Origin of the sequence: Pseudoalteromonas sp. SR43-5 (assembly GCF_014163835.1) — a bacterium.
Classification (GTDB): domain Bacteria; phylum Pseudomonadota; class Gammaproteobacteria; order Enterobacterales; family Alteromonadaceae; genus Pseudoalteromonas; species Pseudoalteromonas distincta.
This window is the reverse complement of sequence record NZ_JACJEA010000008.1, coordinates 73,097-87,246: the sequence shown is the minus strand read 5'-3', so window position 1 is coordinate 87,246 and position 14,150 is coordinate 73,097. Positions and strand designations below refer to the sequence as shown.

The 14,150-nt window shown below is 40.9% G+C and carries 11 protein-coding genes and 10 tRNA genes; 2 read left to right on the top strand and 19 right to left on the bottom strand.

The genetic code is table 11. The features are described 5' to 3' along the window. Nucleotides 1–330: 330 nt before the first annotated feature. The 5 genes from lnt to miaB are packed head-to-tail and all read right to left on the bottom strand — an operon-like array spanning nt 331 to nt 5,789. Nucleotides 331–1,881 (bottom strand): apolipoprotein N-acyltransferase, encoded by a 1,551-nt coding sequence (gene lnt, locus H5090_RS06590; RefSeq protein WP_182695318.1) that lies wholly within the window; start codon nt 1,879–1,881, stop codon nt 331–333. Beyond that, nucleotides 1,862–2,746, bottom strand: a complete 885-nt coding sequence (corC, locus tag H5090_RS06585; RefSeq protein ID WP_002958541.1) for a CNNM family magnesium/cobalt transport protein CorC — start codon at nt 2,744–2,746, stop codon at nt 1,862–1,864. The genes lnt and corC overlap by 20 nt, the downstream gene beginning before the upstream one ends. A gap of 22 nt (nt 2,747–2,768) precedes the next feature. Then, nucleotides 2,769–3,227, bottom strand: coding sequence for an rRNA maturation RNase YbeY (gene ybeY / locus H5090_RS06580; RefSeq protein ID WP_002958542.1), 459 nt, complete (start codon nt 3,225–3,227; stop codon nt 2,769–2,771). A 4-nt stretch (nt 3,228–3,231) separates the two neighbouring features. Then, a complete protein-coding gene (locus tag H5090_RS06575) occupies nt 3,232–4,290 on the bottom strand; it encodes a PhoH family protein (protein WP_182695317.1) in 1,059 nt (352 codons plus the stop codon). Between the two features lie 50 nt (nt 4,291–4,340). After that, nucleotides 4,341–5,789, bottom strand: coding sequence for a tRNA (N6-isopentenyl adenosine(37)-C2)-methylthiotransferase MiaB (gene miaB / locus H5090_RS06570; protein WP_002958544.1), 1,449 nt, complete (start codon nt 5,787–5,789; stop codon nt 4,341–4,343). 256 nt (nt 5,790–6,045) lie between these two features. Between miaB and H5090_RS06565 the strand changes: the two genes are divergently transcribed. Together H5090_RS06565 and H5090_RS06560 are read left to right on the top strand one after the other, a co-directional pair. Further along, a complete protein-coding gene (locus H5090_RS06565) occupies nt 6,046–7,215 on the top strand; it encodes an FAD-dependent monooxygenase (protein ID WP_259395060.1) in 1,170 nt (389 codons plus the stop codon). A gap of 154 nt (nt 7,216–7,369) precedes the next feature. Beyond that, the gene (locus tag H5090_RS06560) at nt 7,370–8,953 is read left to right on the top strand and encodes a bifunctional diguanylate cyclase/phosphodiesterase (RefSeq protein WP_182695315.1); all 1,584 of its coding nucleotides are present in this window, start codon (nt 7,370–7,372) and stop codon (nt 8,951–8,953) included. A 41-nt stretch (nt 8,954–8,994) separates the two neighbouring features. Here H5090_RS06560 and H5090_RS06555 read toward each other — a convergent pair. The 14 genes from H5090_RS06555 to H5090_RS06490 form a co-directional block, all read right to left on the bottom strand. Then, nucleotides 8,995–9,069 (bottom strand) — tRNA-Gln (locus H5090_RS06555). 40 nt (nt 9,070–9,109) lie between these two features. Next, nucleotides 9,110–9,194 (bottom strand) — tRNA-Leu (locus H5090_RS06550). 71 nt (nt 9,195–9,265) lie between these two features. Continuing rightward, a tRNA-Gln gene (locus tag H5090_RS06545) sits at nt 9,266–9,340 on the bottom strand. 39 nt (nt 9,341–9,379) lie between these two features. After that, a tRNA-Leu gene (locus H5090_RS06540) sits at nt 9,380–9,464 on the bottom strand. Between the two features lie 71 nt (nt 9,465–9,535). Then, a tRNA-Gln gene (locus H5090_RS06535) sits at nt 9,536–9,610 on the bottom strand. A gap of 40 nt (nt 9,611–9,650) precedes the next feature. Then, nucleotides 9,651–9,735 (bottom strand) — tRNA-Leu (locus H5090_RS06530). Between the two features lie 89 nt (nt 9,736–9,824). Beyond that, nucleotides 9,825–9,901 (bottom strand) — tRNA-Met (locus H5090_RS06525). Between the two features lie 5 nt (nt 9,902–9,906). After that, nucleotides 9,907–9,981 (bottom strand) — tRNA-Gln (locus H5090_RS06520). A 39-nt stretch (nt 9,982–10,020) separates the two neighbouring features. Then, nucleotides 10,021–10,105: transfer RNA gene (locus H5090_RS06515), tRNA-Leu, on the bottom strand. A gap of 45 nt (nt 10,106–10,150) precedes the next feature. Continuing rightward, nucleotides 10,151–10,227 (bottom strand) — tRNA-Met (locus tag H5090_RS06510). Between the two features lie 454 nt (nt 10,228–10,681). Next, a complete protein-coding gene (ychF, locus tag H5090_RS06505; protein WP_002958547.1) occupies nt 10,682–11,773 on the bottom strand; it encodes a redox-regulated ATPase YchF in 1,092 nt (363 codons plus the stop codon). A gap of 53 nt (nt 11,774–11,826) precedes the next feature. Continuing rightward, complete coding sequence (pth, locus tag H5090_RS06500) at nt 11,827–12,411, bottom strand: aminoacyl-tRNA hydrolase (protein WP_002958548.1); 585 nt, start codon at nt 12,409–12,411, stop codon at nt 11,827–11,829. A 19-nt stretch (nt 12,412–12,430) separates the two neighbouring features. Continuing rightward, entirely contained in the window at nt 12,431–13,042 is a 612-nt protein-coding gene (locus H5090_RS06495; protein ID WP_002958549.1) for a 50S ribosomal protein L25/general stress protein Ctc, read from the bottom strand. 149 nt (nt 13,043–13,191) lie between these two features. After that, complete coding sequence (locus H5090_RS06490) at nt 13,192–14,139, bottom strand: ribose-phosphate pyrophosphokinase (protein WP_002958550.1); 948 nt, start codon at nt 14,137–14,139, stop codon at nt 13,192–13,194. Between the last annotated feature and the right edge of the window lie 11 nt (nt 14,140–14,150).

The following is a 14,150-nucleotide window of genomic DNA, read 5'->3' as shown; positions in this document are numbered from 1 at the left end:
AATTAAACTCCCGCAAGTAAGTGAAATAAAGTCGCATACCGATAAAGTTAAAGTCGGTCGGCATTTAGCCTCAATCTCAATATTGTATTGATGTACGCCGTTAAAGGTGGTGAGTTTATCTGTGAAAATCCAATTATAAATTACAGTCGAGTTTAACTTTTTAAACCTGATATTGAGCAACACCAAGCATTAAAAATAGAACAAAGCTCGTTATATTTTTAGCATAGGCTAGATTAAAAAGTAAATTTGCGTAGGTTGGGTAGAGCGAAGCGAAACCCAACAATAAACACTTTTTTAAATAGCTGTCCACCGACAGCTATTAATTTTAATTCACTTTCTCAACCTAACCCCAAACCCAACAACTCCCATCAACAACACAAATCCCCACACAAACACATTGCCGTATTGGCTGTACACGCTGTCGCCTTTTATAAGCTTAATTTTGGCTTTCAATATGGTAGCTTCAAACTGAGGCATGGTTTGTTGTGTGTGGCTTATAGGGTCGTATACGGCGCTTACACCATTGTTAGTAACACGCACTAGAGGGCGTTGTAGTTCGAGCGCGCGCATACGGGCTATTTGCATGTGTTGCAAAGGCCCAATAGAGTCACCAAACCAGGCATCGTTACTTACTGTAAAGAGTAGGTCGGAATCGCTTTTGTAATTACCGCGTACTAAATCTGCAAAAACAATTTCGTAGCAAATAGCAGGGAGTAGGTTATAGCCATTGGCGCGCAAGTTGTTTTGCACTTTGTCGCCACGGGTAAACGATGACATAGGCAAATCGAATAATGGGGCAATAGGGCGCAAAAAGTCTTGAAACGGTACAAATTCGCCAATAGGTAGTAGCTGGTGTTTTTGATAGCGGTTTTTATCAAGGTAATGGTAATGCCCATGCTCGTCGCCACGTTCTTTATTACCGACCACAATAAGTGTGTTGAATATATTTTTGGTGTCTCGCTGGTAGTCAACAATACCGGTTACAAGGGCGGTTTGATTAAACGAGGCGGCACTGTCTAAATTGGCTAGGTAGGAATCGGCAAGCATTTCTATTTCAGGCACTGCGGCTTCTGGCCATACTATTAAGTCGGCATCCCAATGTGGACGTGTCATGTCTTGGTATTTGCTCATTGTGGTCCAAAACTCACTTGGCTCAAAGCGCAGGTGTTGCTGTATGTTCCCTTGTACGAGCAATACTGACATGTTTTTATCTGTGTAATGAATGCTGCCTGTGGTATTTGCACCTGTAAAAATAAGCGCAACAGCTGTCGCAGTAACCGCCGGGGTTTTAAAATCTTTTTGGGTAAGTCTATATAGTGCAAAGCCAATAGCCACACATGTTAGTGTTAAGCCAAACTCGCCAATATAAGGGGCGAGCAGCCTTAAAGGTCCGTCGGTTTGTGTGTAGCCAAAGCTTAACCACGGGAAACCGGTAAGTACGGTGCCACGTAAATACTCACTAATTGCAAAGCAGGCAATTAGTAATGCGCCAAAGCTTTTAGGGCCACTAGCAAAGCGTGTAGTTGCCCAAAAGGCAAGTGCGGGAAATAATGCTAAGTATGAGCACAAAAAAGCCATTAACGAGAGCGACGCTATAAGCGGCATACCGCCAAAGGTGGCAATAGAAACATGTACCCAGCTTATACCTGCACCAAACCAGCCTAGGCCAAATATAAAGCCATATTTAGCGGCGGTTTTTGCGTGTGCTTTACCGGTATTATTGGGATTAATGCAAAAAATTATGGCGCCAAGACTAATAAATACGATGGGCCAAATTTCAAAAGGGGCATAGCCAAAAGTTAAAACAAGGCCCGCAACGAGTGCGAGCCATGCTTTTTTATCTTTTGCTAATAGGGTAAGTCTAGTTAGCAGTTTCTTCACTGTCGTTATCATCAGCCTTAGGAACGGTGACTTGCAGTTGCAAAATACGACGATTGTCGGCGTTGGTTACTTTAAATTGGTAACCTTCTATGTCAATCGTTTCACCACGGCTTGGCATATGGCCAAATGCGTGCAGTACAGTTCCGCCAATAGTATCGGCTTCGTCTGTGCTGTAGCCTGTTTTAAAATGCTCGTTAAAGTCATCTACAGGTGTGAGTGCTTGCACTACGTGGACATGTTTAGCAAGTTGACGAATATCTTGATGTTCTTCTTCTTCGTCGTGCTCATCTTCGATTTCGCCAACAATTATTTCAAGAATATCTTCAATCGTTACTAAGCCCGATACGCCGCCGTATTCGTCAATAACAACAGCCATATGGTAGCGTTGCTGACGGAATTCGTTTAGCAATGTATCAACACGTTTGCTTTCAGGTACTACCATTGCTGGGCGTAAATAATCGCGTATTGATGGTAAATGCTCGTCTTTATTTAAGATCAGTGGCAATAAATCTTTAGCGAGTAAAAAACCTTCTACATGATCTTTGTCTTCAATCACCACTGGAAAACGTGAGTGAGTTGAGTCAACCATCATTGGAATTAGTTCTTCAAGCGGGCTGTCGATCTCAAGAGTGATCATTTGTGAGCGCGGAACCATTATGTCTCGCACTTTAAGCTCAGACACGCCAAGCACACCTTCTATCATCTCTTTTGTTTCTGGATCGATTACGTCTCGTTCTTGCGCATCGGCAATAACTTCGACCAGCTCTTCTCTATTCTGGGGTTCCCCTTGCAACATTTGGGCTATTCTGCCCAACCACGTTTTGCCAGAAGAACCCTGGCTAGATTGCGAGTTACCGTCGCTCATTGCGTCTAATTGCTCCGTTAATTTAAATATCGTCCCGGTATGGGTCTGCTATGTTTAGCTCTGCAAGTAATTGCTTTTCGATGCTTTCCATCTCTAAAGCATCGTCACTCTTTATATGGTCAAATCCAAGCAAATGCAAGCATCCGTGAATAACCATGTGAGCAAAGTGGTCATGAAATGACTTCTCTTGCTCAATTGCTTCAGCTAATACAATGGCTGGGCAAATAATTAAATCACCAACCAAAGGAATATCTATTCCTGGTGGTGCTTCAAATTCGAACGACAGTACGTTGGTCGGTTTATTTTTACCGCGATAGTCGTTATTAAGTTGTTGCGATTGCGCTTCGTCGCTAATAACGATACTGAGTTCGGACTCATCACGGTATTGGCTAAGGGCTTTGTCAGCCCATAGCGCAAATTGTTCTTCGCTTGGGAGGTTGTCAAACTCACAGGCTATTTGTAAATCAAGTTCGGTTGTCAAAGTATTACTCTTTAGTAGTAGGCTGTTGAAGAGCAGCAAGTGCGTCTTTTGCATTTTGCTTTTCAATGCGCTTAAGTCGCTCGCTTTCGTCGTTACGCTCGTAGGCTTCAACTATGCGTGCTACAACAGGGTGGCGTACTACGTCGTGGGCTTTGAAGTAATTAAAGCTAATTTCGTTTACGCCATCAAGCACTTCAATTGCATGGCGAAGGCCTGAGCGTGTGCCACGAGGTAAATCGACCTGTGTAATATCGCCTGTAATCACCGCTTTTGAGTTAAACCCTATACGGGTTAAAAACATTTTCATTTGCTCGGTGGTGGTATTTTGGCTTTCATCTAAAATAATAAAGGCATCGTTTAAAGTACGTCCGCGCATGTAAGCAAGCGGTGCGACTTCGATGATATTTTTTTCGATGAGTTTTTCTACTTTTTCAAAACCTAACATTTCAAAAAGAGCATCGTAAAGAGGGCGCAGGTATGGGTCTATTTTTTGACTTAAATCACCTGGTAAAAAGCCAAGCTTTTCGCCAGCTTCTACAGCAGGGCGCGTTAGTAATATACGGCGTATTTCTTGGCGCTCAAGAGCGTCGACGGCGGCTGCAACTGCAAGGTAAGTTTTACCAGTACCTGCAGGGCCAATACCAAAGGTAATGTCGTGGTTTAAAATATTAGCCACATAAACACCTTGGTTGTCGTTACGTGGTTTAATTACACCACGGCGGGTTTTAATAACCATTTCTTTGCCATAAGCGCTGCTGGATGCATCTTGCTCTAAGGCTTTTGATTCGGTAATAGCTAAATGAACGGCGTCGGGTTCTATTTCGCCTAAAACACCACGAACTGGCTGAGTATCAACATAAAGGTTTTTTAAGATTTCTACAGCGCCGGCGCAGTTGTGTAGTTTACCGGTTACTTTAAAAAAGTTGTCACGGTGAATTATTTCAACAGCCAGGTGGCGTTCAATTTGTTTGATGTTTTCGTCAAACGGGCCACATAAAGAAGATAGGCGTTTGTTATCGGCAGGTTCTAAATAAATCTCTAATGTTTTTAACTGATTACTCAAAATTGCTTCCTATAGTACTGCGCCAGCGTTAACTGGCGCTAATTGTGTGACTAAGGAACGAAAGTAGCTACGCCAATTTCGTTAACAGTGTCTGGTTTTGGCTCTGCAGCTGCAGCTTTAGTTAAAATAGCTGAAGGAGCGACTTCACGTCGTAAGTTCATTTCTGATTCTGTACGAATTAAGTCACCACGTAAAGAGTTAGGTAGTGCTTCGGTAATACGTACATCAACAAACTGTCCGATCACTGTGTGCGGGCCAACAAAGTTTACTACACGGTTATTTTCGGTACGGCCACGTAATTCCATAGGGTTCTTCTTAGAAGGACCTTCAACAAGTATACGTTGCTCTGTATCGAACATTTGACGACTAATTTGCTGCGCCATTTGTGTAATACGGTTTTGTAGTAAGTATAAGCGCTCTTTTTTCTCTTGCTCTGTTACGTCATCTGGCAAATCTGCCGCTGGCGTACCTGGGCGTGCGCTGTAAATAAAGCTAAAGCTCATATCAAAACCTATGTCGCTAATAAGCTTCATGGTTGCTTCAAAGTCTTCTTTGCTTTCGCCTGGGAAACCAATAATGAAATCTGACGACATGCTTAAGTTAGGACGAATTTTACGTAACTTACGAATTGTCGATTTGTATTCAATTGCCGTATGACCACGTTTCATTAGGTTTAATATACGGTCTGAACCACTTTGTACTGGTAAATGTAAGTGATCTACAAGCTCTGGTACATCGGCGTAAACGTCGATTATATCTGGGGTAAATTCTACCGGGTGCGATGTGGTGTAACGAATACGGTCAATACCATCAATAGCTGCAATAAGGCGAATTAAATCAGAGAAGTAACAAATTTCGCCATCGTGCGTATCGCCGCGGTATGCGTTTACGTTTTGACCTAAAAGATTTACTTCACGTACGCCTTGCTCTGCAAGTTGTGCAACTTCAAGTAGTACGTCATCTACTGGGCGACTAACTTCTTCACCGCGGGTATAAGGTACAACACAAAAAGTACAGTACTTAGAACAGCCTTCCATAATTGATACGAAAGCAGATGGGCCATCTGCTTTTGGCTCTGGCAGGCGGTCAAATTTTTCAATCTCTGGGAATGAAATATCAACAACCGATGAGCCTTTGTCGCCTTGCACTTGTTTAATCATTTCTGGTAAACGGTGTAGCGTTTGCGGACCAAAAATAACATCTACAAATGGTGCACGTTGGCGAATAGAGTCACCTTCTTGTGAGGCAACACAACCACCTACACCAATGATTAAATCTGGCTTGTCGTCTTTTAATAACTTCCAGCGACCTAATTGGTGAAATACTTTTTCTTGTGCTTTTTCACGAATTGAACAGGTGTTAAGTAAGATTACGTCGGCATCTGTTGCATCTTCAGTTAGCTGGTAGCCGTTGGTGGCATCTAAAAGTTCAGCCATTTTCTGAGAGTCGTATTCGTTCATCTGACAACCCCAGGTTTTAATATGCAGCTTTTTGCTCATTGAAATATAGCCTCGTGTTCAATTCGATAGTGGCACAAAAATGTGCTTGAAACAGGATTAAGGAGCAAGCATGCTCACTTAAAGGAGGCGTATTTTAGCTGGATACCCGTCCAGATCCAAGTATAGTTTTCATGTTTGTGATCTCAAATCAATACGAGGCGAGTTTAATCAGCGGTTAGGGATATCCTCTGGTATAAAACAAATTAATTTTGATACAATCAAAACAGACTCAAGTAATAATAAAATGATGAAAAACATGACTAAAAATAATGTGATAGTAGTTGGTGGTGGCATGGTTGGCGCGGCTATGGCGATAAAGCTTGCTCAACAGGGCTTTGGCGTACGCATAATCGAAAAACACCTAATAGACCCATCACAGATTCTTAGTAGTGATAAGGTTGATATTAGAGTGTCGGCTATTAATCGTTTTTCAGAAAATTTACTTGATGAATTAGGAGCAATGCCGCTTTTAAGGCAAAACCGCATAGCGCCTTATCAACAATTAGAGGCATTTGAGCGCGGTGGTGATAATTTATTGTTTGACTGCGCCGATATAAACACCACGCATTTAGGCCACTTAATTGAAAATAGTTTAATTCAAGCAAGTTTATGGCAGCAATTTGATCATTATAAAATTGAGGTTATTGAGCAAGCCACACCTATTACTAAAATAGAGCAAACGGATGATTTAATTACGCTTGTGTATGGAGCTCAAACCTATACCGCTGATTTAGTGATTGCAGCCGATGGCGGACAATCGCAGCTGCGTGCTAAAGCTAATATAGGAATTACCGGCTGGCAGTATCAGCAGCATTGCATGGGGGTATTAATTAAACTCGATGCGCCGCAACAAATTAAAACATGGCAGCAGTTTACGCCAAGTGGGCCACTCGCATTTTTGCCAATGCAGGCACCATACGCTAATTTAATTTGGTACGACGATGCAAATACACTGCAAGCATTTAAAGGGCTAAACCCAGCTGAGCTAAAAATGCACATACTTAATAAATTTCCTGAACTTGCTGGAGACTTTGAAGTACAAACCCATGCAATATTTCCGCTTACTCGCCAACATGCTAACAACTATTCACAAGGGCGCTTAGTTTTAGTCGGTGACGCTGCACATACAATAAATCCCCTTGCAGGGCAGGGCGTTAATTTAGGTTTTCAGGATGTAGTGGCACTTGCTGAAGTTTTAGACAATGCAGGGGGTATAGGGTGCCCGATAACGCTTAAAGAATACGAGCGAGCTCGCCGTAAAGCTAATTTATTAATGATGAGCATGATGGACGCGTGTTACTTTGGCTTTTCTAACCAAGTTGCGCCACTTAAATGGGCACGTAGCCAGTTTTTAAAAATGGCTAATAATACAGGCCCTATAAAAAACTGGGTTTTAAAATACGCAATTAGCGGTGATTTAGGCTAAATTTAAAGTAGAGATTAAAAAGGCTCATTTATGAGCCTTTTTTTATGTCTGTTTTTAAGTGGACAAATAGTGACCCAGTTATATTAAATAAAATTTTAATTTGACTAGGGTTATATCACTAAACCGCAATTTAATAATTTTAAAGAGCCTATGTGTGGATAATTTTTTTTCAGTAATAATTATTTTAGGTGCGCTACTGCTAGTTGCTAGCTTAAAAACAACCTTTAAAGTTTGTAAAAAAACATCGCAAAGAGCGTGGAGTGTACTGTTATGCGCTATTGTCTGTTTTATTTTAGGGTATTGGTGGATACTTTATTACTTTTCAAATTACGATACGGCACCAATAATAAGAAATGCAGTTGCCACAATATTATTTGGTGGTGCAGGGTTTGTTTTCTTAGTTGTCAAACTGAGTTTGAAAAGCATCCTTAAAATAGAGCAAGCAACGCAGTATCAAAAATATCAAACTGAGCACGATAACTTAACAACCTTACCCAACCGCAATAACTTTTTTAAATCCTTGAGTAAACAAGTCGATTACCCTTCTTCATTTGCATTATTTTATATTGATTTAAATAATTTTAAACAAATTAATGATGCGTTTGGTCATCAATGTGGTGATCAACTACTGGCTGCTTTTGCTAATAAGTTAAGCAAAGAACTATGTGGCATTGCTAAGTTATATCGAATAGGGGGGGATGAGTTTGCGTTTTTACTGAATACCAATACTGATGAAAGCATGGCTCACTGTGTAAATATTATAAACTCAGCCGTTAAAGCTCCGTTTTGTACACATGAGCAAATGGTTAAAATACAATTAAGTATAGGCGTAAGCCGTTTCCCAGATGATAGCCGATTACCCGACCAGTTACTAAAAAAAGCCAACTTGGCACTGCATGAAGCAAAAAAGACATTTCAACCTTTAGTAAATTACTCATCTGAAATAGGTAAACGAGCTGAGGACTTTTTTGATTTATCAGTCAAAATTAAAGCCGCGTTACACAAAGGTGAGTTCGAGCTTTATTTACAACCAATAATGAACTCCAAAGATATTCAATTGCATGGCCTAGAAGCGCTGATCCGATGGCCGCAAGCTGATGGTAGCTTTATTAGTCCTGAAAAGTTTATAGGTGTAGCTGAGCGTACAGGGCTTATTTTTGTTTTATCGAAATGGGTTGTACAAGAAGCAGTTAACCATATTAGAAAACTTAAACTGTTTGGGTTTACCGGTACTATTCATGTCAACTTATCAACGAAAGATATTGAAAGCAGCGAGTTTTACGAATTTATAATTAGCTTACTTACTACTGACCCGACTTTAAGTGATTCACTAATATTTGAAATTACAGAAGGGGCAATGATGACAAACATACCCGCAGCAAGAAAAATGATGCAGCAGTTAAGTATGCGTGGATTTAAATTTAGTGTTGATGATTTTGGTACGGGGTTTTCGTCACTGTCGTTATTAAGGGAGTTGCCCATAAACCAGATAAAAATAGATCAATCGTTTATCAAAGACATGCTCATTAATCCGCCTGATTACGCTATTGTAGAATCTACGTTGTTTTTGGCGAGCCGATTAAATTGCGATGTAGTAGCTGAAGGAATAGAAACCAAAGAAGTAGAGCAAGCGCTATTGAGTATGAACTGTGATTATTTACAAGGGTATTTATATAGCAAACCAATAAATATAGACGAATTTATAAATGTATATTTAAGTACAGAAAAAGTAAGCTGAATTTAATGAATATTGAGAAGTTTTAGAGAAGGAAGTCAAATTGGCTGGGATACCAGGATTTGAACCTGGGAATGCCAGGATCAAAACCTGGTGCCTTACCGCTTGGCGATATCCCAACTATAAATTTGATATTAATTTTAGTTCTTAATAAGAACATGGTGCGGAAGGAGAGACTTGAACTCTCACATCCTAAGATACTGGAACCTAAATCCAGCGCGTCTACCAATTCCGCCACTCCCGCATCACTAATGTGCTCATTTAACCTCTAAGCTAGAGTAATTCTTTTATTCAACTTTCCTTGGTAGAAGAAGTTGGCTGGGATACCAGGATTTGAACCTGGGAATGCCAGGATCAAAACCTGGTGCCTTACCGCTTGGCGATATCCCAACAAAGAATTCTTTTATAATTTTAGTTCTTATCAGAACATGGTGCGGAAGGAGAGACTTGAACTCTCACATCCTAAGATACTGGAACCTAAATCCAGCGCGTCTACCAATTCCGCCACTCCCGCATCACTAATTTGCTCATTTAAACTCTAAGCAAGAGTCATTCTTTTATCCAACTTTCCTTGGTAGAAGAAGTTGGCTGGGATACCAGGATTTGAACCTGGGAATGCCAGGATCAAAACCTGGTGCCTTACCGCTTGGCGATATCCCAACAAAGAATTAATTGATATTTTTAGTTCGTATCAAGAACATGGTGCGGAAAGAGAGACTTGAACTCTCACAACCGAAGTTACTGGAACCTAAATCCAGCGCGTCTACCAATTCCGCCACTCCCGCATCGTTTGTGTTATAAAACACAGGTAGCTATTTTAGACTCTTCATTGAGTGCAATTTAACTCTTGCAGAGCCACTTCTAAAAAGAGAAATGGTGGCTAAGACGGGATTTGAACCTGTGACCCCATCATTATGAGTGATGTGCTCTAACCAGCTGAGCTACTTAGCCATTGTTGGCTGGGATACCAGGATTTGAACCTGGGAATGCCAGGATCAAAACCTGGTGCCTTACCGCTTGGCGATATCCCAACAATAACAATTGATAGTTTTAATTCTTATCAAGAATTATGGTGCGGAAGGAGAGACTTGAACTCTCACATCCTAAGATACTGGAACCTAAATCCAGCGCGTCTACCAATTCCGCCACTCCCGCACACAAGGTAGTTATTTTAAACTCTTCATTGAGCAACAAAAAATATGGTGGCTAAGACGGGATTTGAACCTGTGACCCCATCATTATGAGTGATGTGCTCTAACCAGCTGAGCTACTTAGCCATCTTTTTTTGTTAGCACTTCATCGCTGAGTGCGGGGCGTATTATGCTGATATGACCCAAATTCGTCAACACCTTTTTTGCAAAAAAACACTTAACTGTGTTTGTTTGCAGGAAAATTAAGCTAAGCGGCTAAATTTTAATAAAAATGATGATTTTTTGAGTGCAATTCACATACAAAATTTGTCGCTAAATAAAAAAAGCAAAAACCAATAGTTTGAAGCTGTTTGATTATTCTACAAATTATTACGCTCTGGTTAAATCTTAACATTAATTTGTTTAAGAGGTACTTATTATTGAGGTTTGATCTTCTGCGCAGTGTGTTTTTTAAATTAAACGTAGGCATTTAGGTTGGGGCTAAATCAATTTTATAAGTTTATAACGTTGGAGGTACAAAAAAGGCTCGTAAAAACGAGCCTTTAAAATTATTACCAATACTAACTTGGTTTCATTTGACTTATACGTTGAACAAGAAGTTCATTACATCGCCGTCTTTAACAATGTACTCTTTACCTTCTTGACGCATCTTACCTGCTTCTTTTGCGCCGCTTTCACCTTTAAAGGCAACAAAGTCGTCAAAAGCAATCGTTTGCGCACGAATAAAGCCACGCTCGAAGTCGGTATGGATTTTACCCGCTGCTTGTGGCGCTGTTGCACCTACAGGGATTGTCCATGCACGCACTTCTTTAACACCCGCAGTGAAATAAGTTTGTAATTGTAGTAATTCATAACCACCACGAATAACAAGATTAAGACCGGGCTCTTCTAAGCCAAGATCAGCCATAAACTCAAGCTTGTCTTCGTCATCTAATTCTGAAAGCTCAGATTCGATAGCAGCACATACAGGAACAACAATCGCATCTTCTGCTGCAGCAATAGCGCGTACACGGTCAAGGTATGGATTATTTTCAAAACCATCTTCAGCAACGTTTGCAATATACATAGTTGGTTTAATAGTTAAGAAGTTGATAGAGCTGATTGCTGCTTTTTCTTCTTTAGTTAATGCTAAAGCGCGTAAAGTTAAGCCTTCATCAAGATGCACTTTTACTTTTTCAAGTACGGCATTTTGCTCTTTGGCGTCTTTATCACCACCTTTTGCTTTTTTTGCGTTACGGAAAAGGGCTTTTTCAGCGCTATCCATATCAGCAAGTACTAACTCAGTGTTGATTACGTCAATATCGTCAGCAGGGTCAATAGTGCCTGCTACGTGTATGATGTTTTCATCTTCAAAACAGCGAACTACGTGGCCAATTGCATCGGTTTCACGAATGTTAGCTAAAAACTGGTTACCAAGGCCTTCACCTTTAGATGCGCCCTTTACCAAGCCAGCAATGTCTACAAATTCCATACTAGTGGTAAGAACTCGTTGAGGATTAACAATTTTAGCAAGTTCGTCTAGACGAGGATCTGGCACAGGTACCACACCTGTATTAGGCTCAATGGTACAAAAAGGAAAGTTAGCGGCTTCAATACCCGCTTTAGTTAGTGCATTGAAAAGCGTTGATTTACCTACGTTAGGCAAGCCAACGATGCCACATTTAAAACCCATAGTAAGATACCTTGTTTAGAATTCGTTTAAACGGTGTACTTGGACCCAAGTTACTAGGGTTTAAACGAATGTAGTCTGTTTTGTGCTTTTAACACACCATCTTTTGCAAGTATTTCCATGCAACGAACTGCTTCATCAACAGCAGCATCCATTTTTTCTTGGTCTTCTTTGGCCGCTTTTCCAAGCACCCAACCAGTTACCATTTCACGATGCCCCGGATGACCTACACCAATGCGCAAGCGCATAAAGTCTTTTTGATTTGCCATTTTTGCAATAATGTCTTTTAAACCATTATGACCGCCATGCCCGCCACCTTTTTTTAATTTGGCAACGCCTGGGTCTAAATCCAATTCGTCATGGGCAACTAAAATGTCCTCGACAGGGATTTTGAAAAAATTAGCTAAACTACTGACCGCTTTACCACTTAAATTCATGTAAGTAGTGGGGATCAATAATTTGAATTCTTGGCCTTGAATGATCACTTTGCCTGTAAGGCCGTGATATTTAGGATCGTGTTTTAGAGTGCAGTTATAGCGTGCAGCGATTTGCTCGATGAACCAAGCACCTGCATTGTGGCGTGTGTTTGCGTATTCGGGGCCTGGATTAGCCAGGCCCACAAGCATTTGAATAGAATTCAAGGTTGCGAGACCTTAAATATTATTCTGCTGCTGCAGCGTCGTCTTCAACTGGAGCTGCTTTGTTTGCTTTGATAGTCAGGATAGACTGATCATGGCCTTCGCCTTTAGCTAAATCTACAGAGCTAACGCCTTTAGGGAAAGTTAGGTCAGAGATATGAACTGAATCGCCAACAACAAACTTAGAAACATCTACTTCAATGAATTCTGGAAGTGCTTTTGGAAGACACGTAATTTCAACTTCAGTTAACTGGTGAACAACAGTTGCGCCAGCTTTAGTTACAATCTCTTCACCGATGAAGTGTAGAGGAACTTTAGTTTGAAATTTATGAGTAGCATCTACACGTTGGAAATCAAGGTGAGTAAGCTTAGGCTTGAATGGGTGACGTTGGATATCTTTTAAGATTACTTCAACAGCTTCGCCATCAACGTTAAGCGTAAGGATATGCGTGTAGAAACCTTCGTCTTCTTGAGCTTTGATCATATCTTTATGAGCAAAAGTAAGAGATAAAGCTTCTTTATCAGCTCCGTAAAGGATTGCAGGAACTTTGTCTTCGCGACGTAGGCGGCGGCTCGCACCAGTACCAGTTTCTACGCGAAGTTCAGCGTTATACGTATAAGTTTTGTTAGACATGATGTCTCCAGTTATTTAAATGTGTAGGGCCTTTGCGACCAAGGTCCCTAGCCAAAAGGCGCGCTATCATACCACCACGCCCAGATAAAATAAACATCGCTTACAAAAAAAGCGCCAAAAGGCGCTTTTATATTCAGGAATGTTTAATTTTAGTGTTCAAACATCGCTGAGATAGATTCTTCGTTACTAATACGACGAATAGTCTCTGCTAACATGTCAGCAAGCGTAAGTACCTTAACTTTATCAAGGGCTTTAAGCTCATCAGATAGCGGAATTGAGTCAGTTACAATTACTTCATCAATCATTGAGTCACGTAAGTTTTCGGCTGCTTTACCTGAAAGGATAGGGTGCGTTGCGTATGCAAATACACGCTTAGCGCCATGTTCTTTAAGTGCTTCTGCGGCTTTACACAATGTACCACCGGTATCAATCATATCATCTACGATAATACAATCACGACCTTCAACGTCACCAATAATGTGCATTACTTGAGAAACATTTGCTTGAGGGCGACGTTTATCAATGATTGCTAAATCGGTATCGTTTAGTAGTTTTGCAATTGCACGAGCACGTACAACACCACCAATATCTGGAGATACAACAACGACGTCTTCAAAGTCGCGTTCTTTCATATCTTCAAGTAATACAGGGCTGCCAAATACGTTATCTACAGGTACATCAAAGAAGCCTTGGATTTGTTCAGCGTGTAAATCAACCGTAAGAACACGGTCAACACCAACACTTGATAAGAAATCTGCAACAACTTTAGCGGTAATTGGAACACGAGCAGAACGTACACGACGGTCTTGGCGCGCATAACCAAAATAAGGAATGACGGCAGTAATACGACCTGCAGATGCACGACGTAGAGCATCAACCATAACGATAAGTTCCATCAGGTTATCGTTTGTAGGGGCACAGGTTGATTGCAAGATAAAAACGTCCGAGCCACGAACATTTTCATTTATTTGAACACTGATCTCACCGTCGCTAAAACGGCCAACAACAGCATCGCCTAATTCAATATATAAACGTTTTGCAACTTTTTGAGCTAACTCAGGTGTTGCGTTACCAGCGAAGAGCTTCATGTCAGGCACGGTAGGGTTCC

Coding starts and splice junctions, on each gene's coding strand:
- corC (WP_002958541.1), bottom strand. CDS start 2,746: ATGAGCGACGGTAACTCGCAATCTAGCCAGGGTTCTTCTGGCAAAACG.
- miaB (WP_002958544.1), bottom strand. CDS start 5,789: ATGAGCAAAAAGCTGCATATTAAAACCTGGGGTTGTCAGATGAACGAA.
- H5090_RS06565 (WP_259395060.1), top strand. CDS start 6,046: ATGACTAAAAATAATGTGATAGTAGTTGGTGGTGGCATGGTTGGCGCG.
- ychF (WP_002958547.1), bottom strand. CDS start 11,773: ATGGGTTTTAAATGTGGCATCGTTGGCTTGCCTAACGTAGGTAAATCA.
- H5090_RS06495 (WP_002958549.1), bottom strand. CDS start 13,042: ATGTCTAACAAAACTTATACGTATAACGCTGAACTTCGCGTAGAAACT.